The sequence below is a fragment of the Blastococcus sp. SYSU D00820 genome (genome assembly GCF_054050695.1).
This window is the reverse complement of record NZ_JBJGZW010000016.1, coordinates 87,308-110,151: the sequence shown is the minus strand read 5'-3', so window position 1 is coordinate 110,151 and position 22,844 is coordinate 87,308. Positions and strand designations below refer to the sequence as shown.

Genomic DNA, 22,844 nt, shown 5'->3' with positions numbered 1-22,844 from the left:
GGCGGCACCGACTACCTCACCTTCTCCATCAGCCTGCCCACCAGCGCCGACAACACCTTCCAGAACAAGACCAGCACCCTGAGCCTGGTCTTCACCGGCACCCAGCGCGCCGCCACCAACCGCTGACGCCCGCAGGCCTCGACGAGATCACCGGAGATCCCGCCATGACCGCCGTCCTCCCCGCCCCGCGGGCAGCGCAGCCCCTGCTCCTGCCCGCGGGCGGAGCGGTCCACCCCGCTCCGGCCCGCCGCCGGCGGCGCCCCGTCCGCGCGGCGCTGCGCTTCACCGCCCGCTGGTCGCTGCGGATGGCGGTGAGCACCGCCGTCCTGGCCGTCCTCGGCCTCGCCGTCGGCCCGCACGTCCTGGACTACCGGACGGCGATCATGGCCACCGACAGCATGGCCCCGAGCATCGACCGCGGAGACGTCGTCGTCAGCACGCCCATCGCCCTGGCCGACGTCCGCGAGGGCATGGTCATCACCTACCGGATCCCCGTCGGCGACCGCCGCGTCGTCACCCACCGGGTCGTGGAGGTCGAGCGCGGCCCCGGCGGCACCGTGACGGTGCGGACGCAGGGCGACGCCAACCGGATGCCCGATCCGTGGACCGCCCAGCTCCGCGGCGACACCGCCTACGCGATGCAGGCCGTCGTCCCCGGCGTCGGCGACCTGGCCGGCGTCCTGAACAGCCCGCCGGTGCGCACCCTGCTCGTGCAGATGGCGCCGGTGTTCCTCTCGGTGGTCTTGCTGATCGCCATCTGGCGGCCCACCCGCCACCTCGACGCCGAGGACGCCCCGGCCGCGACCCGCGCCGGCTGACCGACCCTCCCCGACCCCGTGCTCCGGCGGCTCCCGGCCTCCGGAGCACGGCGCTGTCTCCCCCCGCGCGCGGCCGCGGGGAACGCGCGCCGATCTTGCGGATCCCTTGCGGATCGCGGGCGGAGGGCCTGCGGTTGGCGGCTCAGAGTCGTCTGTGTCGCCGGGACACCCCGCCCCGGCCCCGCCCAAGGAGACACGGACATGAGCAAGGTCGCCCCCCGCAAGGCCCGCACCGCCCGCAAGGTCATCGGTTCCCTCGGCGTCCTCGGCGCCGCCGCCGCCGTCGCCGGCCTCGGCACCTTCGGCACCTTCACCGACAGCACCACCCCGATCAGCACCGCCGTCACCTCCGGCACCGTCAACATCGACCTGGCCACCGCCGGCGCCGCCATCCCCGCCACCACGGGCAACTTCATCCCCGGCGACTCCATGACCCGCGCGGTCACCCTGACCAACAGCGGCAGCTCCGCGCTCTCCTCGGTCACCCTCGGCGTCACCGCCACCACCTCGAGCGTGCTGAACACCGACACCGTCAACGGCCTGCAGCTGAACGTGAAGTCCTGCACCGTCCCGTGGACCCAGGGCGGCACCGCCCAGGCCCCCACCTACACCTGCTCGGGCACCACCGCCGACCTCGGCTCCGGCCCCGTCGTCTCCAACCGCGTGCTCAACGGCCTCAACAGCCTCACCGCCGGCGGCACCGACTACCTCACCTTCTCCATCAGCCTGCCCACCAGCGCCGACAACACCTTCCAGAACAAGACCAGCACCCTGAGCCTGGTCTTCACCGGCACCCAGCGCGCCGCCACCAACCGCTGACCCGTCCGGTCCCCCCGCCGACGCCCTCTCTGGAGACCCTGATGACCGCCATGCTCGCCAGCCGCCCGGCCGCAGCGCTCGCGCTGCGCCCGGCTGCGGAGGCCGCGGCCCCGGCCGCGGCCCCGGCCGCCGGCCGGACCGGCCTCCTCCGCGCCGCGCTCCGCGTCACCGTCCGCTGGGCCACCCGGCTGCTCGTCGCGGTGGCGGTCCTGGCCTTCCTCGGCCTGGCCGTCGGCCCGCACGTCTTCGGCTACCGGACGGCGACGATGCTCACCGCGAGCATGGCCCCGGGGATCGAGCCGGGCGACGTCGTGGTCACCACGCCGCTGGCCGTCGAGGACGTCCGCGAGGGCATGGTCATCAGCTACCACATCCCGATCGACGACCACCGCGTCGTCACCCACCGGGTCGTCTCGGTGGAGCACGGCGCCGACGGCAGCGTGGCGGTCCAGACCGCCGGCGACGCCAACGACGCGATCGACCCCTGGACCGCCGTCCTGAGCGGCGACACCGCCTACCAGGTGCGCGCTGTCGTCCCGGGCATCGGCAACGTGATCACCGCCCTGCGCGACCCGCTGGTCAGCAAGGCCCTCGTCTACGGCGCCCCGGCCCTGCTCGCCGCCTGGCTGCTGCTGACGATCTGGCGGCCGGTCGAGGACGAGGACGACGCCGACGCCGACGCCGACGCCACCGACGACGACGCGGACGCGGAGGCCTCGCGATGACCGGCGCCCGCCGCGCGCTGGTCGTCGACGCCGACGCCGGCCACCGGAGCCGCCTGGCCGAGCTCCTGCAGCTCGGCGGCTGGGAGGTGCACGAGGCGGGCGACGTCCGCGAGGCCCTGGCGCTGGCCCGGCGGCTGGAGCTGGACCTGGTGGTGACCGACCTGCCCGAGCACTCCGGGGACGGCCCGGCGCTGCTGCGCCGCCTCCGCCTCGTGGGCTCCCGGGCCCGGCTGCTCGCCGTCGCCGGCAGCACCGGTCCGGAGGAGCGCGCCGCCGCGCTCGCCGCCGGGGCCATCGCCTGCCTGCCCAAGCCCGTCGGCGCCGACGTCCTCCTGCTGTTCCTGCTGGACCGGGTCACCGCCCCGGCGGCGACCACCGGCGGCACGCCCGACCCCGAGGTGGGCGCCGACGTGATGGACCGGCTGCAGGACCTCTACGCCGGCGCCCTGGCCGACCGGGTGACCGCCATCGCGGCAGGCGCCCGGGCAGGGGACGTGGCGGCACTCGCCCAGGCCTCCACCACCCTGGCCGGGACCAGCGCCCAGCTGGGCCACCAGGCCGTCGCGGACGTCTGCCAGGCGATCGCCCGCGACGCCCGCCGCGGCGTCCTCGCCCACCACCTGGTGCGCGAGCTCCGCTCGGTCGCCGGCGCCTGAGCCGGCGCTCCACGCCCTTGCGCTGATCTTGCGGTTGCCGTGCGGATCCCCTGCGCTGCGGGCGGCAGAGTCGTCCCTGTCGCCAGTGGTCCGCCCCCCGGGGCACCGGCGGCAGGAGGAGAACAGATGCCCCCCGAGCACCGCCCCGACGTCCCCCGCCGAACCGAGGAGGAGATCGCGAGATGAACCGCACCCGCCGCGCCTTGCTGGTCCTCGGCACCTCGGTCGTCGCGGTCGTCGCCGCCGCTCTGCCGGCACAGGCCCAGTTCAGCGCCAGCCGAGCACTGCCCGCGACGAGCGTCACCAGCCTGACCGTCGCGCCGCCGACCCAGGTCCGGGTCGACACCTCGTGCATCACCACGACGACCACGATCAAGCGCACGTACGAGCGGAACCCCTACACCGGAGCGACGTGGCAGGTGGCCTACTCGCAGTCGTCGAGCACGGCGTCGAGCAGGACCAACGTGGAGAGCGACACGACGACGACCGCCTCCGGTCCGGGGGTCAACCAGTACACGACGACGCAGACGATCAAGGACACCGAGATGTTCGCGACCCTGCGGTGGTCGCCCAGCACCACCACCCGCGGCGTCAGCGGCTACCGCATGACCGCCTTCCTCAACAACGGCTGGTCGGTCGACATGGGCGACGCCGCCGCCACCGACACCTCGATGACCGGCCAGTACGACGCCAGCGTGGTCAACTACGCCGCCCAGCTGTCGATGGTCACCCTGACCTCCTACGGGTGGACGGCCACCTCGGCGCTCAGCAACCCCGTCCGCTGCTGACCCGGACGCTGCTGACCGGGACGCTGCTGACCGGGAACGCGGAGGGGCCCGGACCTGGGATCAGGTCCGGGCCCCTCCGCGTTCCCGGCTCCGCCGGCCGGCGGCCGCTCAGGCGACGAGTCGGTACCCGACCCCGCGCACGGTCTTGATCTCCGGCGAGCTCAGCCCCGCCGCCTGCAGCTTGCGGCGCAGGTTGGACATGTGCGCCTCGACCAGGCGGACGCTGCCCTCCCAGTCGGTCTGCCAGACCTCGCGCAGCAGCGTCTCGCGCTGCAGCACCCGGCCCGGCCGGGAGACGAGGGCGGCGAGCAGGTCGAACTCGGTGCGGGTCAGGTCGACGACCGAGCCGTCCACGCGCACCTCGCGGCTGTCCTCGTCCAGCTCCAGCTCGGCGAGCCGGCGGACGGTGTCCTCGACGGGCGCGGCCGGGGCCGCCGCGACGCGCGGACGGCGCAGCATGACCTGCACGCGGGCCACGAGCTCGCGGGGCGAGAAGGGCTTGGCCATGTAGCCGTCGGCGCCGACGGCCAGGCCGATGAGCAGGTCGACCTCCTCGGCACGCGCGGTGAGCATGAGCACGTAGCACTCGCTCTCCGCGCGGATCTGCCGGCAGACCTCGGTGCCGTCGGCATCGGGCAGCCCCAGGTCCAGGACGACGACGTCGGGCACCGACCGCCGGATCTCGGCCAGCGCCTCGGCACCGGACCCGACCGCCCGGACGTCCAGCCCGGCCCGGCCGAGCACGGTCACGACGAGCTCGCGGATCTCCTCGGTGTCCTCGACGACCAGCACGGAGTTACCCGACACGACTCTTCCTCCCGTCCCCGTGGACGAACGCCCGGCGACGGCGGTCCCGTCACCTGACCGGGTGATCGGCCCCGCGGGGACGGGGCTTGACCGGGGGCGGGCGGCCCTCCCCCCGGAGGGTGAGTCGCGGGGCTCAGACGACCCGGCGGGTGCCCGGCGGCAGGACTCCGCCGGCCAGGAGCGCCGCGGTGGCGTCCTGCAGCGCGGTCAGCGCCGCCCGCTGCGCGTTGGGCCCGGTGGAGACGCGGGCGACGCCGAGCTCCTGCAGCTCCCGGACCGGCGGCGTGGCCCCGGGGACGGCGAGCAGGCTCAGCCGCCCCGGGCCGAGGCCGTCGACCAGCGCCGCGATCTCCTCCCGGTCCACCACCCCGGGCACGAAGACGACGGGGGCGCCCGCGGCCAGGAAGGCGCGGCCGCGGCGGAGCGCCTCGTCGAGCAGCGCACCCCGGTCGGCGTCGGGCGCGGCGAGCAGGAAGACGTCGGTGCGGGCGTTGAGCACCAGGTCGATGCCGGCGTCGCGGCCGGCCCGGAGCGCGGCCTCGACGGCGGCCACCGCCTCGTCGAGCGGGCGCATGCCGTCCTCGAGGTTGGCGCCGACGACGCCGGCCGCGATCGCCCGGCGGGTGGTCTCCCCGGGATCGCCGTAGCCGGCCTCGAGGTCGGCGCTGACCGGCAGGTCGACGGCCGCGGCGATCCGCCCGACGACGTCCAGGTGCAGGTCCAGCGGGATCCGCTCGCCGTCCTCGTAGCCGGCGGCCGCGGCGATGGCGTGGCTGGCGGTGGCCAGAGCGCCGGTGCCCGGCGTGCCGGCCACCACCCGCGCGCTCGCGACGTCCCACACGTTGGCCAGCACCAGCACCTCGGGGGCGGTGTGCAGGTCGAGCAGGGTCCGGGCGCGGTCGGCGAGAGCGGGCATGCCGGCCAACCTACGGTCCGCCGGACGGGGAAACGGGTTCACCCCGCGGAGGCAGGCCGCGCGGTACGACTCAAGACCGGGGTGCTGCCCGTCGATCTCCGGTAGTGCCCGACGAGGGGCGCCACCGGGGCCCGAAGCCCCGCCCAGCAGGAGGACCGCGATGATCGGTCTCACCCGTCGCACGGGGGAACGCTGCTCCGTGCACCCCGACGACATCCAGCGGGTCGAGGCCTGCCCCGACACCGTCGTCTTCCTGCTCGACGGCACCCACTACTGCGTCCGGGAGACCGTCGACCAGGTCATCCGGCGGATCCGCGACGCCCGCGCCGGCGACCTCGCCACCTGCTACGCCCTGGACCGCGGTGAGGACGTCACGCCGCACGCGCAGGTGGTCGCCGAGCTCTACTCCGGCGGGGAGACCCACTCGTTCCCGGTGAGCTGGCGCCACTGACCTGCGTTTGACGGGTGACATCGAACGGTGTCACATGGAGCCGTGGGTGCTCCCGACACCGCGGTCGACGCGGTCCTGGCGATGGACGGCCTCAGCCTCATCGCGACGGCCGGCTTCTTCGTGCCCGCCGCGGTCCTCGTCGCCGTGGTGACCGGCGCGGTCGTCCGCGACCGCCGGCTGCGCGCCCGGGAGAACGCCGAGCTCGACGGCGCGCACGAGCGGCTGGACTGAGCCGCGCTCAGCCCTCGTCGGCGGCGGCTGGGGGTGGGACGGCGAGGCCGGCCTCCAGGGCCGCCTGCACCCGCGCGGCCATCTCGGTGCGGAAGCTGGCCAGCACCGCCTGCGCCGCGGCCGGCTGCAGCCGGGCGACCAGCTCCCGGATCCGGTCGAGCTGCTCCGGCGGGGCGCCGGCCTCCAGGAACCGCTCCCAGCCGGACTCGAGGAACATCGAGACGTAGATGTCGGCGATCGCGCGCACGTGCTCGGCCACCCGGGCCTGCGCGGCGATCAGCGCCGAGGGCGGCACCCCGATCTCCACGACCTGCAGCCCGGCGGTCAGCAGCGAGGGGTCCAGCACGCGCAGCAGGCCGTCGTCCAGCCGCTCCACCAGCCCGAGCGCGACCAGCTCGTCGACGACCTGCGGATCCGGGGCCACCCCGGCGCGGGCGGCCAGCGCCTCCGCCGAGAGCACCTCGGACTCCGGGGGCAGCCAGGGCGAGAGCAGCGCGCGGTGCAGCGCCAGCGTGGCCGAGCTGCCGGCCTCCGGCGCGTGCGTGAGCGTGCGCTCGATCATCCCCAGCGAGTAGCCCTCGGCGAGCATCTCCCGGACCAGGAGCAGGCGGGCGACGTGCTGGCGGCCGTAGTAGCCGGTGCGGCCGACCAGGCGCGGGGGCGGGAGCAGCCCGCGGGCGGCGTAGGCCCGCACGTTGCGCACGGTCATCCCGACGCGTGCGGCGAGCTCGTCGACCGTCAGCTCACGGTCGACGTCGTCCTCCGGGGCGCCCGGTGCCGCGACGGTCAGCTCGCCCACTCCCTCTCCCACTCGAGGACAACGGTACCGCTGCGTCCGATGTACCAGTTGGCGATGTCACGTAGATGGGTGTTCCATGACGGGCGTGTCGTCGTCTCTGGGATCCGTGCTCGCCGCCGACAGCCGTCCCGCCGGAGGGGCCGCCCTCGGGGAGGTGCTCCTGGCCACGGCCATCGGCTTCGGCCTGACCGCCGTCCTCCTCGGGCTGGTGTATCTGCACCGCACCCGGCGCACCACCGTGCTCACCCGCGTCGGCACGCGGCTGGGCAACGCCACCGGCGTGCCGCCGTGGGTGGCCCTGCCGACGATCCTCACCACGATCTCGCTGCTGGTCGCGCTGCTGGGCATGCTCTGGGACATCGCCCTGCACATCGGCGTCGGCCGCGACGAGGGGCCGCTGGCCAACCCCGCGCACTACCTGATCCTCTTCGGGCTGTTCGGCGTCTTCGCCGGCGGCGTGCTCGCCTGCGCCATGCCGCTGGACGAGGAGCCCGGCCCCGCGTCGGTGCGGTTCGTCAAGGGCTGGCACGTGCCGGTCGGCGGCATCCTGCTGGGCGCGGCCGGCTTCTACGCGCTGCTCGGCTTCCCCCTGGACGACGTCTGGCACCGGATCTTCGGCCAGGACGTCACGCTCTGGGGCCCCACCCACCTGATGCTCATCGGCGGCGCCGGCCTGTCGATCATCGGCCTGCTGGTGCTGGAGATGGAGGGCCACGGCGGCGCCTCCACCGACGACGGCGCGCGCAAGGTCGGCCGCATCGGCCGGTTCCTCCGCCAGGGCTCGGCGATGGGCGGCCTGCTGCTGGGCCTGTCGGTGTTCCAGGGCGAGTACGACTTCGACGTCCCGCAGTTCCGGCTGGTGCTCGAGCCGCTGATGATCGCCGGTGCCGCCGGCGTCGCCCTCGTCGCCGCCCGGATGTGGATGGGCAAGGGCGGCGCGCTCATGGCCACCGCCTTCTTCCTCGTCGTCCGCGGCGTCATCGCGCTGGTCGTGGGCCCCGTGCTCGGCGAGATCTCCCCGTCGTTCCCGCTGTACCTGGGCTCGGCGATCGTGGTCGAGGTGCTCGCCCTGGCGTGGCCGCTGGCCCGCCGTCCCCTGGCCTTCGGCGCCGTCGCCGGCCTGCTCGTCGGCACCGTTGGGACGGCGACGGAGTGGCTGTGGACCCAGGGCACCCAGACCCTGTCGTGGAACCGCGACATCCTCGTCGAGGGCGCGCTCATGGGGCTGGTCGGCGGGATCGCCGGCGGCCTGATCGGCGCACTGCTCGCGCTCGGCCTGCGCCGGCGGCTGCCGCGCCGGGCCGTCGCCCGCGGCGTGCTGGTGGCCTGCCTGCTGGCCATCGCCGGCGGCGTCGCCAACGGCCTGGTGGCCACCGTGCCCGACGACCTCGAGGCGACGCTGAGCATCACCGACGCCACGACCGATCCGCGCACCATCGACGTGACCGTGCAGCTGACCCCGACCGACGCCGTCGACGACCCGGCGTGGGTGCAGATCACCTCCTGGCAGGGGCAGGGCCTGGTGGTCACCGAGCTCGAGCGGATCGGCGAGGGGCGCTACCGCACCACCGAGCCGGTGCCGGCGCACGGCACGTGGAAGACGCTGCTGCGCATCCACGACGGCCGGGTGCTGACCGCCGTGCCGATCTACCTGCCGGAGGACCCGGCCATCCCGGCCGAGGAGATCGCCGCCGACGACGGCGTCACCCGCCAGGCCATCCCCGAGATCGAGATCCTGCAGCGCGAGCGCAAGGACGCCGAGGGCTGGCTGTGGACCGCCTCGAACCTCGTGGTGCTCGCCTGCACGATCGGCATCATCGCCGTGATCTCCTGGGGCGTGGGGCGGTACTCCCGGCGGGGCAGCGAGCGCGAGCGCTTCCCCGACGCCCCCGTCGAGGGCTCGGCGTCGACGCCCACCGGCGCCGGCCAGGCCTGACCCGATCCACCCGAACCGCTCCCGGAGGACGTCCGTGCCCATCCGCCGTGCCCGTGCCGCGCTCGCGCCCGCCGCGCTGGCCGCCCTCGTGGGGCTGGCCGGCTGCGCCGGCACCGCCCCCGCCGAGGCAGGGGGCGACGCGGGCGACACGTCCGCGTCGACCTCGGCGAGCTCTTCCGCCGAGGGCTCGGCACCGGCGACCAGCGCGCCGGCCGGCACCGCGCTGACCGTCGACGTCGCCGGCGGGACGGCCACCGGGGACACCGGCCGGGTGCCGGTGGCCCTCGGCGAGCAGGTGACGCTCACGGTGACCAGCGACGCCCCCGACGAGCTGCACCTGCACGGCTACGACCTGACGGCGGCCGTCGGCCCGGACGCCCCGGTCACGCTGACCTTTCGCGCGGACATCCCCGGCGTCTTCGAGTGCGAGCTGCACGAGGCGGGGACGGTGCTGCTGTCGCTCCAGGTCGGGTGATCGTCCTCGCGCACGGCGTCGGCTCGCGCACCGACCTGCCGATCCCGCTGGGCCTGGCGCTCTACGGCGCCGGCGCGGCGATCCTGATCAGCTTCGTCGTCCTGCTGCTGTTCTGGCGGCGGCCGAGGCTCGGCGACGAGCGCTCGGGCCGCCCGCTGCCCGCGGCGGTGCAGCGCGCCGCCGACAGCAGCGGCGTCCGCCGGGCGCTGCAGGCGGTCGCGCTGGCGGCGGCGGTGCTCGTGGTCGCCGCCGCCCTGGCCGGGCCGGAGGAGACCGCCCGCAACCTCGCCCCCTGGGCCGTCTACGTGACGTTCTGGGTGGGCCTGGTGCCGGCCAGCCTCCTGCTCGGGCCGTTCTGGCGGGTGGTCAACCCGCTGCGCCTGCTCACCCGGCTGCTGCGCCCGCTGGCCGGCCCGCCCCGCGGTGCCGGACGGCTGCCCGCGCTCGGCCTGTGGCCGGCCGCGGTCTCGCTCGCCGTCTTCGTCTGGCTGGAGCTGGTGCCCTCCGGCCGCGCCGACCCGGACGTCGTCGCCGGGTTCCTCGTCGGCTACGCCGTCGTGCACGTCGCGGCCGGGCTGTGGTTCGGCGAGGAGTGGTTCGCCGCCGGTGACGGCTTCGAGGTCTACAGCACTCTCCTCGGCCGGCTGTCCGCGGTCGGCCGGCGGGACGACGGCCGGGTGGTGCTGCGCGCGCCGTGGGACAACGCCATGACGACGCCGGCCGTCCCGGGGCTGGCCGCGATGGTCATGGTGCTGCTGGGCTCGACGGCGTTCGACGGGCTGTCGCGCACGGCGTGGTGGCAGGCCGGGCCGGGCGCGGCGGACGACGTCGTCTCCGGCACGGCCGGGCTGCTGGGCAGCATCGCGCTGGTCACGCTGCTGTACGTGGCCGGCACCCGGCTGTCGGGACGGATCAGCCGGCTCCCCCTGGGCCCGCAGCCCCGGCTGTTCGCCGCCACCGTCGTGCCGATCGCGCTGGGCTACACGATCGCCCACTACTTCAGCCTGTTCGTGCTCGACGGGCAGACCACCTGGATCCTGGCGAGCAACCCGTTCGGGCTGCCCGGGGTCGACCTTTTCGGCACCTACGGCAACGTCGTCGACCTGCGCGCGGTCTCCCCCGACGCGATCGCCTACGTGCAGGTGGGCGGGGTCGTCGCCGGGCACGTGCTGGGCGTGACCCTCGCCCACGAGCAGGCGCTGCGCATCGCCCCGCGGGCGCCCGCGTCCGACCAGCTGCCGCTGGTCCTGGTGATGGTGCTGTTCACCGTCGGCGGGCTGGGGCTGCTCTTCGGCTTCTGAGCGCCGGCCCCGGACTCGTGCGGCGGCCGTCGGCGGCCCGGCCTCAGAAGGAGACGGGCAGCTCCTCGACGCCGTAGACGAAGGAGAGCCGCCGCCAGGCGAGCTGGTCCTCAGGGACGGCGAGGGCCAGGTCCGGGAAGCGCTGGAACAGGCGCGGGAGGACGATGCGCAGCTCCAGACGGGCGAGCTCCGCGCCGACGCAGCGGTGCATGCCGTGGCCGAAGGCCAGGTGCCCGCCGCCCCCGGTGGACCGGGTGGGGTCGAAACGGTCCGGCTCCCGCCCGGCCCAGGCCGGGTCGCGATCGGCGCCGCTGAGGGAGACCGCGACGACGTCGTCCTTGCGGACCGGGCAGCCGAACAGCTCGTGGTCGACCTTGGCGAAGCGCGGGAACGCCACCTGGACGACCGTGAGGTAGCGCAGCAGCTCCTCCACCACGCGCTCCACGTCGGCGCGGGAGCCCTCCCGGACCAGCGCGGCGTGCGCGGGGTCGCGCAGCAGCACCGCGGTGCCCAGGGAGATGGTGCTGGCGGTGGTCTCGTAGCCGCCGGTCACGATGCCGTCGACCAGGCCGGCGAGCTCGTTGTCGGAGATGGCGTCGCCCTCGGCGGCGAGGATGCGGCCGATGAGGCCGGGGCCCGGCTCCCGGCGCTGGCGGGCCACCACGTCGAGCAGCATGGTCTTCTGCTCGGAGACCGCGCCGAGCGTCGCGGCGGTGCCGCCCGTGGCGTCGAAGCGCTGCGTGCCGAGCCGGAGGAACTCGTGGTGGTCGGCCTCGTCGAGCCCGAGCAGCTCGCAGATCACGTCCATGGGCACCCGGGCCGAGATGTGCGCGGCCAAGTCCGCCGGGGATCCCGCCGCGGCGAGGTCGTCGAGCCGCTGCGCGACGATCTCCTCGACCCGCGGTTCCAGTCCGGCGAGCCGGGCCTTGGTGAACTCCGGGGCGATGAGCTTGCGCAGCCGGGTGTGGTGGGGTGGGTCGGCCTGACCCAGCCCGCCGACGTCGGCGGCCGATCCCTCGCTGGAGTCGCGGAACAGGTGCCGCATGTCGTTGCTGTAGCTCTGACCGTCCGCGAGGACGGCACGGGCCTCCTCGTAGCCGGTGACGAGGTGGACGCCGAACCCGAAGGGCATGTCCAGCGTCTGCACGGGGCAGCGGGCGCGCACCTCGGCGAGCTCCGGCACGGGATCGGTGCCGTTGCGCAGCAGCGGCAGCCGCGCGGGCTCGGGCAGGAAGGTCAGCTCCGAGAGGTCCAGACCCTTGCGGCGGATCCGCCACTGCACCAGGCGGCCCAGCAGGGAGGCGACCAGGGCCCGGGGACCACCCCGGCGCCGCGGGGAGCCGGACGCCGCCGCGCGGGTGGCGTGCTCCGGCCGGGAAGGGGAGAGATCGGTCGCGGACATGATTCCTCGTCTTCGGCTTGCAGGAGCGCGTGGGGTGGGCGACCATCCGCCGTCCCCTCACGCCATGTCCTGCCTACCACCCGGGGCCGGAGGAGCGGGGAAGTCGGCGCCCCACTGTCCCCCTCCGGCTCCCGGGACGCTCCCGTCAGCCCCAGACCTCCTCGGCGGTCTCCACGATGAGCGCCAGCTTGGCGATCTGCTCGTCCCTGGTCAGCGCGTTGCCCTCCACGGTGGAGGAGAACCCGCACTGCCCCGACAGCGCCAGCTGCTCGAGCGGGACGAACCGCGCGGCCTCGTCGATCCGCCGCTTGAGGTCGTCCTTGCTCTCCAGTTGCGGCCGCTTCGTCGTCACCAGGCCCAGGACGACCCGCTTCCCCGGCGGCACGAAGCGCAGCGGCTCGAACCCGCCGGACCGGGCGTCGTCGTACTCCAGGAAGAAGCCGTCGACGTCGAGGCCGCCGAACAGCGCCTCGGCGACGAAGTCGTAGCCACCCTCGGCGACCCACGAGGAGCGGAAGTTCCCCCGGCACATGTGCGTGGTCACCGTCAGGCCCGCCGGCCGGTCGGCCAGCGCCGCGTTGATCTGGCGGATGTAGCGCTCGTGCAGGTGCTCGGCGTCGCGCCCCTGGGCGGCGAGCTCGGCGCGCTGGGCCGGGTCGTTGAGGTAGGCCAGGCTCGTGTCGTCGAACTGCAGGTAGGTGCAACCCTGCGCCGCGATGCCCTGGACCTGCTGGCGGTAGGCCGCCGACAGCGCGTCCCAGAACGAGTCCTCGTCGGGGTACACCGCCGGATCGATCGCCGCCGCCCCGCCGCGGTAGTGGACCATCGACGGCGAGGGGATCGTGAGCTTCGCCGTCTGCCCCTCCCCCACCACCGACTGCAGGAACGCGAAGTCGCGCCCGAAGATCGGCTCGCCGATCTCCAGCGGGCCGTCGACGTGCAGCCCGGCGGGCGTGAAGTCGAGCGTGCCGTCGGCGTTCTTGAAGTGGACGACGATGCTCTCGTCGACGACCTTGGTGATGCCGCCGATCGCGTAGATGAAGTCCATGTGCCACGACGCCCGGCGGAACTCGCCGTCGGTGGCCGTGCGCAGCCCGACGTCGGCCTGCATGCGCACGACCTCGCGGATCGCGTCGTCCTCGATGCCGCGCAGCTCGTCGTCGTCGATCGCCCCCTCGGCGCGCCTGGCCCTGGCGTCGAGCAGCTTCTGGGGGCGCAGCAGGCTGCCGACGTGGTCGGCGCGGAACGGCGGTCCGGAGATGTCGCTCATGCCACCAGCCTGGCGGACCCGGCTCCCCGGCGACACCCGTCCGGCCGCGGCACCCCGGGGTCGACGACCCGCCGCAGGTGCCGGACACGACCCGGGCCGCCCTCCCGGAGGAGGGCGGCCCGGTCATCGGGTGGAGCTCACAGAACTCGAACCGCAGGCTCCCGGGCGGCCCGATCGTCGTGTGCGCGGTCGCGGCAGCCCACCGCCGTGCCGCGCGCCCGGTGACCTGCCCGGCGGCGCCTCAGCCCCCCGGACGGAACACGGCACGGACGCAGCCGTCCTCCTTGTCCTTGAACATCCGGTAGCCCTTCGGCCCGTCGTCGAGCGGCAGCACGTGGGTGGCGAGGTGCTCGGTCCGCAGCTCGTCCCGGCTCATGCGTTCGAGGATCTCCGGGACGTAGCGGTGCCCGTGCTGCTGGGCACCGCGCAGGGTCAGCGCCTTGTTCATCACCGCGCCCAGGGGGAACTTGTCCACGAGGCCGGCGAAGACGCCGAGGGTGAACACCGTTCCGCCCTTGCGGCAGGCATAGATCGCCTCGCGCACCGCCGTGGGCCGGTCGGTCTGCAGCCGCATCTGCTGCTTGACCTGGTCGTAGAGGTACTGGGGGCCCGGGTGGTGGGCCTCCATGCCGACCGCCTCGATGCAGACGTCCGGTCCCCGGCCGCCGGTCATCTCGCGCAGCTCGGCGGGGACGTCGGCCTCCTCGTAGTCGAGCGTCTCGGCCCCGATGTGCGTGCGCACCTGCTCGAGCCGGTTGTCGTACCGGTCGATCACGACGACTCGCTCGGCGCCCATCAGCATGGCCGCGCGGGCCGCCATCTGCCCGACTCCCCCGGCACCCCACACCGCGACGACGTCCCCTGCCTGGACCCCGGCCTGGTCCGCCCCGGTCCAGCCGGTGGGTGCGGCGTCGGAGGCGAACAGCGCCCGCTCGTCGGAGACGCCGTCGGGGATGGCGAACGCCCCGTTGTCCGCGTAGGGCACCCGGATGTAGGGAGCGTGGCTGCCCGCCCAGCCGCCCATCGCGTGGGAGTACCCGAAGCAGCCCCCGATCGACTGGCCCCACAGCGCCTCGGTGATCCCCGGGTTGGGGTTGCCGTTGTCGCACAGCGACCACAGGCCCTGCCGGCAGTACCAGCACTGCCCGCAGCCGATGAACGACACCACCACCACGCGATCGCCCACCCGGTGCTTGGTGACCCCCGGCCCCACCTCGGCGACCGTGCCCATGAACTCGTGCCCGAGCACGTCGCCGGCGCGCATCGCGGGGATGTAGCCGCCCAGCAGGTGCAGGTCCGAGCCGCAGGTCACCGACAGGCCGACCTCGAGGATGATGTCGTGGTCGTTGAGGATCTTCGGCTCCGGGACGTCCTCCACGCCGACCTCGTTGACGCCCCGCCAGGTCACCGCCTTCACCGCACACCCGCCCTGGGCGCGACCTTGGTCCACGCCTCCAGGAGCACGCCGCCGGGGGTCGGCGTCCGCTTGCCGTGCGGTGCCGGGTCCACCGCGAGCACCTCACCGACCTCGATGAGCTGCTTGGCACGGCGCAGCGCGGACCGCAGGTCCGCCTGCGGATCGCTGCCGCTCAGCCGGCTGAGAGCGCCGCCGGAGGGCTGGTTGCGCAGTCGGGCCGCCAGTTCCGTCCCCTTGTCGCCGGCCGCCGGGCGGACGCGGACCTCGATCCGGTCGCCGTACTCGGCCAGCGGCACGGGCAGCCGCGCGGTGTCGATGTCGGTCGGCTCGCCCAGCACGGTCACCGCCAGCCACCCGGACGCCGGCCCGCCGACGCCGGCCGGTCGGGCGGCGGACGGGTCGATGGCCGACCGCACCTGGCGGACGACGGTCCCGCCGGCGCGGGCGGCGAGGGACGCGACGCTGCCGAAGGCGGAGGTCACGCCGGACCTCCCGCGGCGGCCGGCTGCGGTGCTCGCGCGAATTCCTGCACGATCCGCCCGCAGAAGGCCGGCAGGTCGTCGGGCGACCGGCTGGTGGTGATGTTGCCGTCGGTGACGACCTCCTCGTCGACCACCTCGGCCCCGGCGTTGCGCAGGTCCGTCCGGATGCTCGGGAACGAGGTCAGCCGCCGTCCTCGCGCGACGTCGGCCTCGACGAGGTTCCACGGCCCGTGGCAGATGCTCGCCACCGGCTTGCCGGACTCGACGAAGTTCCGCACGAACTCGACCGCCGCCGGCTGCATGCGCAGCTGGTCCGGATTCACCGTGCCGCCCGGGAGCAGCAGCGCGTCGTACTCGTCCACCGAGGCCGCGCCGACCAGCCGGTCGACGCCGAAGGTGCCGGCGTCCTCGAGGTCGTTGTTGCGTGCCTGGATCTCGCCGTCGTGGATCGACAGCACCTCGGTCCGCGCGCCCGCGTCGTCCAGGGCCCGGCGGGGCTGCTCGAGCTCGACGCGCTCCACCCCGTCGGCCGCCAGGATCGCGACCCGTCGTCCGTTCAGCTCGCCTGCCATGTCAGGCACCCGCCATCGCCGGGTGGAGGACGACCTTGGTCCAGCCCTCGTCCCGCTTGTCGAAGTGCTCGTAGGCCTCCGGCGCCCGGTCGAGGGGCAGCTCGTGGCTGACGATGAACGACGGCTCGGCCTTGCCCCCCGCGATGAGGTCGCGCAGCTGCCGGTTGTACTTCTTGACCGGCGCCTGGCCGGTGCCGAGGTGCTGGCCCTTGAACCAGAACATGCCGTAGTCGAAGGCCAGCTTGCCCTGCTTGGCCAGCTCGTCGTTGGCTCCCGGGTCCTGAGGCACGAAGACGCCGACGTTGCCTATCTTCCCGGTGAAGCGCACCGAGGCGACCAGCCGGTTCATCGTCAGGTTCGCCTGCTCCTGCCCGTCGGGCTCGTGCGCCTGGTAGCCGACGCACTCGCAGCCGTTGTCCGCGCCCAGGCCCATCGTCTGGTCGAGGACGGCCTGCACCGGGTCGACCTTCGAGTCGTCGATGGCGATCGCGCCGATCGACTCGGCGAGCCGCAGCCGGTCGGGGTGCCGGTCGACCACCATGACCTTGCCGGCCCCGCGGATGGTGGCGGAGAGGGCGGCCATGAGCCCGACCGGGCCGGCGCCGTAGATGACCGTCTGGTCGCCGGGCTTCACGCCGGCCATCTCCGTGGCGTGGTAGCCGGTCGGGAAGATGTCGGCGAGCATCACGTAGTCGGTCTGGCGCTCCTCGGCGTCCTCCCCCAGCCGCAGGCAGTTGAAGTCACCCCACGGGACCCGCAGCAGCTCCGCTTGACCACCGGCCCAGGGCCCCATGTCGGCGAAGCCGTACGCGGCGCCGGCCATCTTGGGCTCCGGCTGCGCGGTCAGGCAGTAGTTCGTGAGCTGCTGCTCGCAGTTCTTGCAGTGCCCGCAGGAGATGTTGAACGGCAGGACGACCCAGTCGCCCACCCGGACCTTGTCGACGCCGTCGCCGACCTCGACCACCTCACCGAGGTTCTCGTGCCCGAACCAGCGGCCGGTCTCGAAGTCGGTGCGGCCCTCGTACATGTGCAGGTCCGAGCCGCAGATGTTCGCCGACGTGACCCGCACCAGGACGTCGGTCGGCCGCTCGATCCGCGCGTCCGGGACGTCCTTGACGCTGACCTGGCGGGGTCCGTCGTACACGACTGCCTTCACGCTGCCTCCTCGTTCCGCTGGTCCCCGCCCCCACTGGAGTCGGGACCCCGATTCCAGTCCGCGCGCGGCGGCGTCGGGTATCGGCAGACATGCCCATACCGGTCGGGCCCTCGGGGTCGGGGGCGTCGTCCGTGAGCTCCGGCTCGCAGAGCTGCAGGCGGTGGACGGCGCCCCTCCCGGAACACCCCCGCCGGCTCCGGTTCCGAGCGGGGAGCAGGCCCCGTGCGGCCGGGCGCCGACGAGGGACTCGACTGACCGCGACGGCCCCGCAGTCGATCGACTGCGGGGCCGTCGCTCGTCCGGCGCGGGCGGCCCTCAGTGCACCGGCCGCTGCCCGTCGGAACCCACGTGCGCCAGCGACCTGGCCACACTCCGGGCTCCGGCGTAGACCGCTCCCGCCGCGGCCACCCACGGGCCACCGATGATGATCGGGTCCAGCACCTGGTGCTTGAGGTCCGTGCGGTGCTGCCCGATCCGGGACCGCAGGCCGTGGTGGGTGAACTCGGCCTCCACCCCGGTCTGGGTGATGGGGTTGTCCGGGCGCAGCGTCAGGAACGACTTCAGGTGGTGCTCCCAGGCGTCCACCCGGTCGCCCAGCATCAGCAACAGCCAGTGCGCCGCGCGGCCCTCGCCGTAGCGGTAGGCGTAGCGGCGGATGGCACCCGCGACCCCCGACAGCGGCTGCGCGGTGCCGAAGACCGGGGTGAGCATCGCGTGCTCGACCGAGCGCTCCCTCGGAGACGTCTCCGGCTGCCGCTCCGGGAACTCCCAGTGCGCGCCGGTGAAGTCCTCCTGGAACTGCAGCTTCGGTACCGACGGGCGGTCCTCGGGGTCGAGGTCGACGCCCCAGCCGGGGATGCGCTTCCTCAGCTCGTCGGGCGACTCGGCGATCGGGGGCTTGTGCGGCGTGTACGTCATCGGGGTCTCCTGTCGCTCACGCCGCGGTCGGGACCACGAGGGGCTTGATGCAGCCGTCGAGCTTGGCCGAGAACATGTGGTACCCCTCGGCGATGTGCTCGAGCGGTACCCGGTGGGTGGCCAGCTCGCTCGGCTTGAGGTAGCCGTTGCGCACGTGCTCGAACAGCCGGGGCCACTGCCGTTTCACCGGGCACTGGTTGGTGTGGATCGTCAGTCCCTTGTTCATCGCGTCGCCGAACTTGACGGCGCTGAACAGCGGGCCGTAGGCGCCCATCACCGAGATGGTCGCGCCCTTGCGGACGGAGTCGATCGCCCAGTTGAGCGCGACCGGGGAGCCGCCCTGCAGCTTGAGCTTGGAGGAGGTGACGTGCTGGATGAGGTTGCCGTCCGCCTCGGCGCCCACGCAGTCGATGGCGACGTCCGCGCCGAGGTGGTGGGTGGCCTTCTTCATCTCCAGGACGATGTCGCCGTACTCGGTGAAGTTGTAGGTCTCGGCATGGGCGAAGGTGCGCGCCTTCTCCAGCCGGTAGTCCAGGTGGTCGATGACGATGACCCGGCCGGCACCCATCAGCCAGGCCGACCTCGCCGCCACCAGTCCCACGGGCCCGGCGCCGAAGACGATGACCACGTCACCCTCGACGATGTCGCCGAGCTGCGCTCCGAAGTAACCGGTCGCCGTCATGTCGGTCAGCAGGACCGCGTCCTCGTCGGACATCCAGTCCGGGATCCTGGCCGGGCCGACGTCGGCGAACGGCACCCGCACGTACTCCGCCTGGCCGCCGTCGTAGCCGCCGGTGGTGTGCGAGTAGCCGTAGATGCCGCCGACGGCGGTGGCGTTCGGGTTCACGTTGTGGCAGTTGGAGTACAGGCCGCGGGCGCAGTACCAGCAGGTGCCGCAGAAGATGTTGAACGGCACCATGACCCGGTCGCCGACCTGCAGGTTCTGCACCGACGACCCGACCTCGTCGACCACCCCGATGATCTCGTGGCCGAAGGTGTGGCCGATCCGGGTGTCCGGCATGAGGCCGTGGTAGAGGTGCAGGTCGGAGCCGCAGATGGCGGCGAGGGTGACCCGGACGATGGCGTCGTTGGGGTGCTCGATCGCCGGCCGGTCCTTCTCCTCCACCCTGACCTTGTAGGGACCTCGGTACACCATCGCTCGCATCGGATCCCCTCCTGGGGCGCGGGCCCCGGAGCTCGTGAGGCCCCAGGGGGCGCCCAGCGGCCGGCGCTGCTCACCGGCCCCCCGACTCTGCGCCGGGGGTCGCGCACTCGTAATGGGCAGATCTACCGATACGAGCCAGGTGTGTCTCCTCGGCGGGCACGGGTACGCCGCCTCGCGCCGAGGAGCCGGCGGGAGGACTCCGCCGCGCCCGACGGAGCTCGCGCCGCCCGCGGAGTCGCCGTCAGCCGGCACCACCGAGCAGCAGGGGGACGACATGCCCGCCAGGCGCAGGCTCCAGGGCCAGAGGATCGCCGTGCTCGCGGCCGACGGCTTCGAGAAGGTCGAGTTGGTGGTCCCCTTGCGAGCCCTGAGAGGCGCCGGCGCCCGGGTCGACGTCGTGTCGCTGCGGCGCGGGCGCATCCGGGGGGTGAACCTGCACCTGCCGGCCAGCCGCGTCCGTGTCGACACGACGGTTGGCGAGGCCGACCCCGGCGACTACGACGGGCTGCTGCTGCCGGGTGGGTTCATCAACCCCGACCTCCTCCGCCAGTCCGCTCCGGCCCGGGAGTTCGTGCGCGCGTTCGCTGCGGATGACAAGCCCATCGCGAGCCTCTGTCATGGACCGTGGGTGCTCGCCTCGGCGGGCCTCCTCGACGGGCGGACCCTCACCTCCTGGCCGGGTATCCGCGACGACCTGGTGAACGCCGGCGCCACCTGGCTCGATCAGGGGCTCGTCCGGGACCGGAATCTCACCACGAGCAGAGGCCCCCAGGACATGGCCGCGTTCGTCGAGGGAATGCTCGACACCTTCGCGTCGAAAGGGCGGGCACCGGCGACGGCAGCGGTGCATCGTGACTCCGATCGGCAGCGCGAAGCACCCGTCGGCTGGGCCGTCTCCGCGCTGCGATGGGTACCGAGACCGCCGGCCACCGCCGCCGTGGCCATCGGCCTGGCCGCTGTCGCCCAACGTGCCCTGCGCGGTCCTGCTGCGCGGAGCGGGAGGTCCCGGGCGGCAGCTCGCACCGGGTGAGCCGCCGCCCTGGTGGCTCGTGCGGGCGCATGAGGTGACGTCGCACGTACATCTCCACGCAGGCATGTTCCCGGGTCACCGTGCTCGGCGTCGGATGCCCCCGGCCTCGACCACCTCTGCGCCCCCGTCCTGCTGAGCCCACCGGGCGGCCTGCGCGGCCTCACCCTCCTCGACCTCAGGGTCCTGGACCTTCTCATCGAGAGGGACCGGCATCCGGCTCCGTCCTGGATGCTGCACGTGGAAGCCGACACGGTGGCCGAGTCCTTCGGAGGAGGCCTGGTCGCCCTGCGGACGGACAGCCTCACTGTTGCCACGGTGCGGGCCCGCACCCGGGGCTGCATTCCGTCGAGGGCGATGACTCCGTTCGGAGTCGATCCGCCGCAGGGCTACGACGTCCGCCGGAGGAGCAGGACGGTCGCGAGCCAGACGGTGCTCACACGGGGAGCGGCGTCCCGGTGCTGCCGAGGGCGGGCTCGGGAGCCTCGATGGCGGTGCCGGGATCCCGCGCCGCTCGCATCAGGAAGTCGACCAGCTTGCCGACGGATCGCCCAGCGGGCGCCCGCCACACGAGCTCCAGCTCCCAGCGCAGGTCGGGGTCGAGGCGCCGTGTCTCGACCCCGCCGATCCTCATGCGGTCGGCGACCTCGACCATGCCGGCGGCGATGCCGGCACCGGCCGCGACCGCGCGCAGCACCGCCTCGGGGCAGTCGAGCAGGTCTGGTTCGACGACGACCTGTCCAGAGCCTGCACCGTCGGGGAGGAAGTGGTCCACCGTGCGGCCCCACACGCCGGCGAAAGGCTCCCGCGGCCACATCACCAGCACCTCGCCGGCGAGAGCAGCCACCGGCACCCTGGTCAGGTCGGCGGCCGGGTGACCCCGGGGTACGACCACCCCGAACAGCACCGGGCCCAGGACGACCCCGTCGAGATCGCGGTCGGCCGGTTCCCGGCCCCAGACGATCGCCGCGTCGGCACGGGCCTGCCGGACGGCCTCCAGCGCGTCGTCCCCCCGGCAGGAACTCACCGACACCTCGACCCCGTCGATGCCCATTCCCAGGCTCCTCAACGGGCCGCGCAGGATCACGTCGGCCATGTTGGCCACCCGAAGGGTCAGCCGCCGGCGGCCGGTCGCGGCGGCGCGCACGTCCGCGCGGGCCCGCTCCACCTCGGCGAGGACCACCCGGGCGCCCTCGACGAGCGCCTCCCCCGCGGACGTCAGCTCCACCCGCTGCGGCGTGCGCTCGAAGAGGGGCACCCGCAGTTCCCGCTCCAGCGCTCGGATCTGCTGCGACAGAGAAGGTGCGGCCATGTGCAGCCGCTTGGCCGCACGGCTGAAGCGCCCCTCCTCGGCCACCGCCAGGAAGTACCTGAGCTGGCGCAACTCCACGAACCACGCTACTGCTCCACGCGACTTGCGCGCGCAGCGGCAGATAGCCGGGACCTTCGACCACCGCGATTTCTCGTCACGGGGATTCCGACTGGAACGGTCGTCCTGCGGTACGTATGGGCACGGTCCGGCCTCGGAAGCGGCGAGAAGAGCCGTCCTGCTTCGCCGTCGCCGCGACCCGGGAGAGCAGATGGCCCACGCGCACGCGCCCCTCCTCGAACTCGCCGAGGTCGCTGCCTCCAGCGGCCCCCTCCCGGAACGCTCGCAGGGGATGCTCGAGGCGCTCCGCCGCCTCGTGCCCTTCGACGCCGCGTGGGTTGCCCTCGCCGACCCGATGCGCAGCAGCTACACCTCCGTGGGGAGCAGCGCCCTCGACGAGGACACCGTGCGGTACCTGAGCGGACCCCAGATGGCCCACGACATCGAGGTGACGGGGACCGACCACGCCCGCCCTCCACTGAGTCCGTCCGACCTGCCCTACCCGGCCGCCGACCTGCCGACGTGGGCCGAGTGCCTCGTGCCCGCCGGCGTCCACGAGGCCATGGCCGTCGCGCTGTTCGACCGGGGCCGGCGCCACATCGGGTTCCTCGCTCTCTACTACGGGAGCACCGAGCGGCAGTCCCCGATCGCACGGCGCCGGTTGCACCAGCTCACCCCCGTCCTGGCGCACGGGCTCGACCCGTTGCGCTCGCTGGCCGCTGCGGCCCGGCTGGTGCGCGGGGCGACGGCCGGTGCGGTGTTGTGCCGGGACCGCGGCTCCCTGTCGCTGCCCGGCCTGGACGGCGACGCGCTGCTGTCCGAGACGTCCCCCGTCGTCACCATCGCCCGGTCCTGCATCGAGGACGGCCAGGTCTTCACGTCCTTCCTCTGGCCGCGGGGCGGACGCCACGCCCCGGACGGGCACGTCAGGGTGACCGTCCTGGCCGGTACCGACGAGGCACCGGCGAGCGTGCTGGGAACGGTGGTCCTGTCGCCCGTGACCGACCTGCGCGGGCTGACCCCGCGCGAGCTGGAGGTGCTCGGGCTGCTGATCGACGGCTGCTCCAACCAGGAGATCGCCCGCGCGCTGGTGGTGGCTCCGCGGACGGTCGCGGCCCACCTGGAGCACATCCTCGCCAAGCTCGACGCGCCCACGAGGACGCTCGCCGCGGTGCGGGCCGAGCGCGAGGGCCTCTACGTGCCCACGGCCGGCTTGTCCTGCCGCACGTCCATGGGCCGTTCTGCCGATTGAGGCCACCCGTCGGCGTCGGTTCCATGAGCGGACGGGGCGCGCACGAGTTTCGGCGCCGGGCCGGTGCGGACGCGCTCATCCGTCACTCCAGG

24 protein-coding genes are annotated in these 22,844 nt (G+C 73.9%); 12 read left to right on the top strand and 12 right to left on the bottom strand.

Features of this window, described 5'->3' with window-relative positions:
* Positions 1 to 164: 164 nt before the first annotated feature.
* From ACI79R_RS16745 to ACI79R_RS16725, 5 genes are all read left to right on the top strand, one after another.
* Positions 165 to 818 carry a signal peptidase I gene (locus tag ACI79R_RS16745; RefSeq protein ID WP_456574778.1) on the top strand — a complete coding sequence of 218 codons (654 nt, stop codon included), beginning with the start codon at positions 165 to 167 and terminating at the stop codon, positions 816 to 818.
* A gap of 201 nt (positions 819 to 1,019) precedes the next feature.
* Positions 1,020 to 1,637, top strand: coding sequence for a TasA family protein (locus ACI79R_RS16740; protein WP_456574777.1), 618 nt, complete (start codon positions 1,020 to 1,022; stop codon positions 1,635 to 1,637).
* 41 nt (positions 1,638 to 1,678) lie between these two features.
* Positions 1,679 to 2,362, top strand: coding sequence for a signal peptidase I (locus tag ACI79R_RS16735; protein WP_456574776.1), 684 nt, complete (start codon positions 1,679 to 1,681; stop codon positions 2,360 to 2,362).
* Positions 2,359 to 3,018: a response regulator gene (locus ACI79R_RS16730; protein WP_456574775.1), complete on the top strand. Its 660-nt coding sequence runs from the start codon at positions 2,359 to 2,361 to the stop codon at positions 3,016 to 3,018. The genes ACI79R_RS16735 and ACI79R_RS16730 overlap by 4 nt, the downstream gene beginning before the upstream one ends.
* A 182-nt stretch (positions 3,019 to 3,200) precedes the next feature.
* Positions 3,201 to 3,806: a hypothetical protein gene (locus ACI79R_RS16725; protein WP_456574774.1), complete on the top strand. Its 606-nt coding sequence runs from the start codon at positions 3,201 to 3,203 to the stop codon at positions 3,804 to 3,806.
* Positions 3,807 to 3,914: 108 nt separating this feature from the next.
* On the opposite strand, the gene ACI79R_RS16720 is transcribed toward ACI79R_RS16725, so the two are convergent.
* Both ACI79R_RS16720 and ACI79R_RS16715 read right to left on the bottom strand, forming a co-directional pair.
* Positions 3,915 to 4,613, bottom strand: a complete 699-nt coding sequence (locus tag ACI79R_RS16720; protein WP_456574773.1) for a response regulator — start codon at positions 4,611 to 4,613, stop codon at positions 3,915 to 3,917.
* Between the two features lie 133 nt (positions 4,614 to 4,746).
* The gene (locus ACI79R_RS16715) at positions 4,747 to 5,529 is read right to left on the bottom strand and encodes an isocitrate lyase/PEP mutase family protein (RefSeq protein ID WP_456574772.1); all 783 of its coding nucleotides are present in this window, start codon (positions 5,527 to 5,529) and stop codon (positions 4,747 to 4,749) included.
* Positions 5,530 to 5,689: 160 nt separating this feature from the next.
* On the opposite strand from ACI79R_RS16715, the gene ACI79R_RS16710 reads away from it, so the two are divergent.
* Complete coding sequence (locus tag ACI79R_RS16710; protein ID WP_456574771.1) at positions 5,690 to 5,980, top strand: flagellar FlbD family protein; 291 nt, start codon at positions 5,690 to 5,692, stop codon at positions 5,978 to 5,980.
* A gap of 42 nt (positions 5,981 to 6,022) precedes the next feature.
* Positions 6,023 to 6,211, top strand: a complete 189-nt coding sequence (locus tag ACI79R_RS16705; RefSeq protein WP_456574770.1) for a hypothetical protein — start codon at positions 6,023 to 6,025, stop codon at positions 6,209 to 6,211.
* A gap of 7 nt (positions 6,212 to 6,218) precedes the next feature.
* Here ACI79R_RS16705 and ACI79R_RS16700 read toward each other — a convergent pair whose 3' ends face one another.
* Positions 6,219 to 7,010, bottom strand: coding sequence for a MerR family transcriptional regulator (locus tag ACI79R_RS16700; protein ID WP_456574769.1), 792 nt, complete (start codon positions 7,008 to 7,010; stop codon positions 6,219 to 6,221).
* Positions 7,011 to 7,095: 85 nt separating this feature from the next.
* On the opposite strand from ACI79R_RS16700, the gene ACI79R_RS16695 reads away from it, so the two are divergent.
* From ACI79R_RS16695 to ACI79R_RS16685, 3 genes are read left to right on the top strand one after another with little or no spacing between them, the layout of a single operon-like run.
* On the top strand, positions 7,096 to 8,946 hold the full coding sequence (locus ACI79R_RS16695) for a hypothetical protein (protein ID WP_456574768.1): 1,851 nt from the start codon (positions 7,096 to 7,098) through the stop codon (positions 8,944 to 8,946).
* 34 nt (positions 8,947 to 8,980) lie between these two features.
* Positions 8,981 to 9,421: a hypothetical protein gene (locus tag ACI79R_RS16690; RefSeq protein ID WP_456574767.1), complete on the top strand. Its 441-nt coding sequence runs from the start codon at positions 8,981 to 8,983 to the stop codon at positions 9,419 to 9,421.
* Positions 9,418 to 10,722, top strand: coding sequence for a hypothetical protein (locus tag ACI79R_RS16685; protein WP_456574766.1), 1,305 nt, complete (start codon positions 9,418 to 9,420; stop codon positions 10,720 to 10,722). Before ACI79R_RS16690 ends, ACI79R_RS16685 begins: the two co-directional genes overlap by 4 nt.
* Positions 10,723 to 10,765: 43 nt before the next feature.
* Here the strand turns inward: ACI79R_RS16685 and ACI79R_RS16680 are convergent, their stop codons facing one another.
* From ACI79R_RS16680 to ACI79R_RS16645, 8 genes are all read right to left on the bottom strand, one after another.
* Positions 10,766 to 12,124 carry a cytochrome P450 gene (locus tag ACI79R_RS16680; RefSeq protein ID WP_456574765.1) on the bottom strand — a complete coding sequence of 453 codons (1,359 nt, stop codon included), beginning with the start codon at positions 12,122 to 12,124 and terminating at the stop codon, positions 10,766 to 10,768.
* Positions 12,125 to 12,269: 145 nt separating this feature from the next.
* Complete coding sequence (locus tag ACI79R_RS16675; RefSeq protein ID WP_456574764.1) at positions 12,270 to 13,394, bottom strand: 5-methyltetrahydropteroyltriglutamate--homocysteine S-methyltransferase; 1,125 nt, start codon at positions 13,392 to 13,394, stop codon at positions 12,270 to 12,272.
* A gap of 241 nt (positions 13,395 to 13,635) precedes the next feature.
* On the bottom strand, positions 13,636 to 14,802 hold the full coding sequence (locus ACI79R_RS16670; protein WP_456574763.1) for a zinc-dependent alcohol dehydrogenase: 1,167 nt from the start codon (positions 14,800 to 14,802) through the stop codon (positions 13,636 to 13,638).
* A 5-nt stretch (positions 14,803 to 14,807) separates the two neighbouring features.
* On the bottom strand, positions 14,808 to 15,293 hold the full coding sequence (locus ACI79R_RS16665) for a hypothetical protein (RefSeq protein ID WP_456574762.1): 486 nt from the start codon (positions 15,291 to 15,293) through the stop codon (positions 14,808 to 14,810).
* Positions 15,290 to 15,865, bottom strand: coding sequence for a type 1 glutamine amidotransferase domain-containing protein (locus tag ACI79R_RS16660; protein ID WP_456574761.1), 576 nt, complete (start codon positions 15,863 to 15,865; stop codon positions 15,290 to 15,292). The genes ACI79R_RS16665 and ACI79R_RS16660 overlap by 4 nt, the downstream gene beginning before the upstream one ends.
* A gap of 1 nt (position 15,866) precedes the next feature.
* Entirely contained in the window at positions 15,867 to 17,021 is a 1,155-nt protein-coding gene (locus ACI79R_RS16655) for a glutathione-independent formaldehyde dehydrogenase (protein ID WP_456574760.1), read from the bottom strand.
* 315 nt (positions 17,022 to 17,336) lie between these two features.
* Complete coding sequence (locus ACI79R_RS16650; RefSeq protein ID WP_456574759.1) at positions 17,337 to 17,939, bottom strand: hypothetical protein; 603 nt, start codon at positions 17,937 to 17,939, stop codon at positions 17,337 to 17,339.
* 16 nt (positions 17,940 to 17,955) lie between these two features.
* A complete protein-coding gene (locus ACI79R_RS16645; protein WP_456574758.1) occupies positions 17,956 to 19,104 on the bottom strand; it encodes a zinc-dependent alcohol dehydrogenase in 1,149 nt (382 codons plus the stop codon).
* Positions 19,105 to 19,417: 313 nt separating this feature from the next.
* Between ACI79R_RS16645 and ACI79R_RS16640 the strand changes: the two genes are divergently transcribed.
* Positions 19,418 to 20,134, top strand: coding sequence for a type 1 glutamine amidotransferase domain-containing protein (locus ACI79R_RS16640; RefSeq protein WP_456574757.1), 717 nt, complete (start codon positions 19,418 to 19,420; stop codon positions 20,132 to 20,134).
* Between the two features lie 433 nt (positions 20,135 to 20,567).
* On the opposite strand, the gene ACI79R_RS16635 is transcribed toward ACI79R_RS16640, so the two are convergent.
* A complete protein-coding gene (locus tag ACI79R_RS16635; protein WP_456574756.1) occupies positions 20,568 to 21,521 on the bottom strand; it encodes a LysR family transcriptional regulator in 954 nt (317 codons plus the stop codon).
* Positions 21,522 to 21,711: 190 nt separating this feature from the next.
* Between ACI79R_RS16635 and ACI79R_RS16630 the strand changes: the two genes are divergently transcribed.
* Positions 21,712 to 22,752 carry a response regulator transcription factor gene (locus ACI79R_RS16630; protein ID WP_456574755.1) on the top strand — a complete coding sequence of 347 codons (1,041 nt, stop codon included), beginning with the start codon at positions 21,712 to 21,714 and terminating at the stop codon, positions 22,750 to 22,752.
* Positions 22,753 to 22,844: the final 92 nt, after the last annotated feature.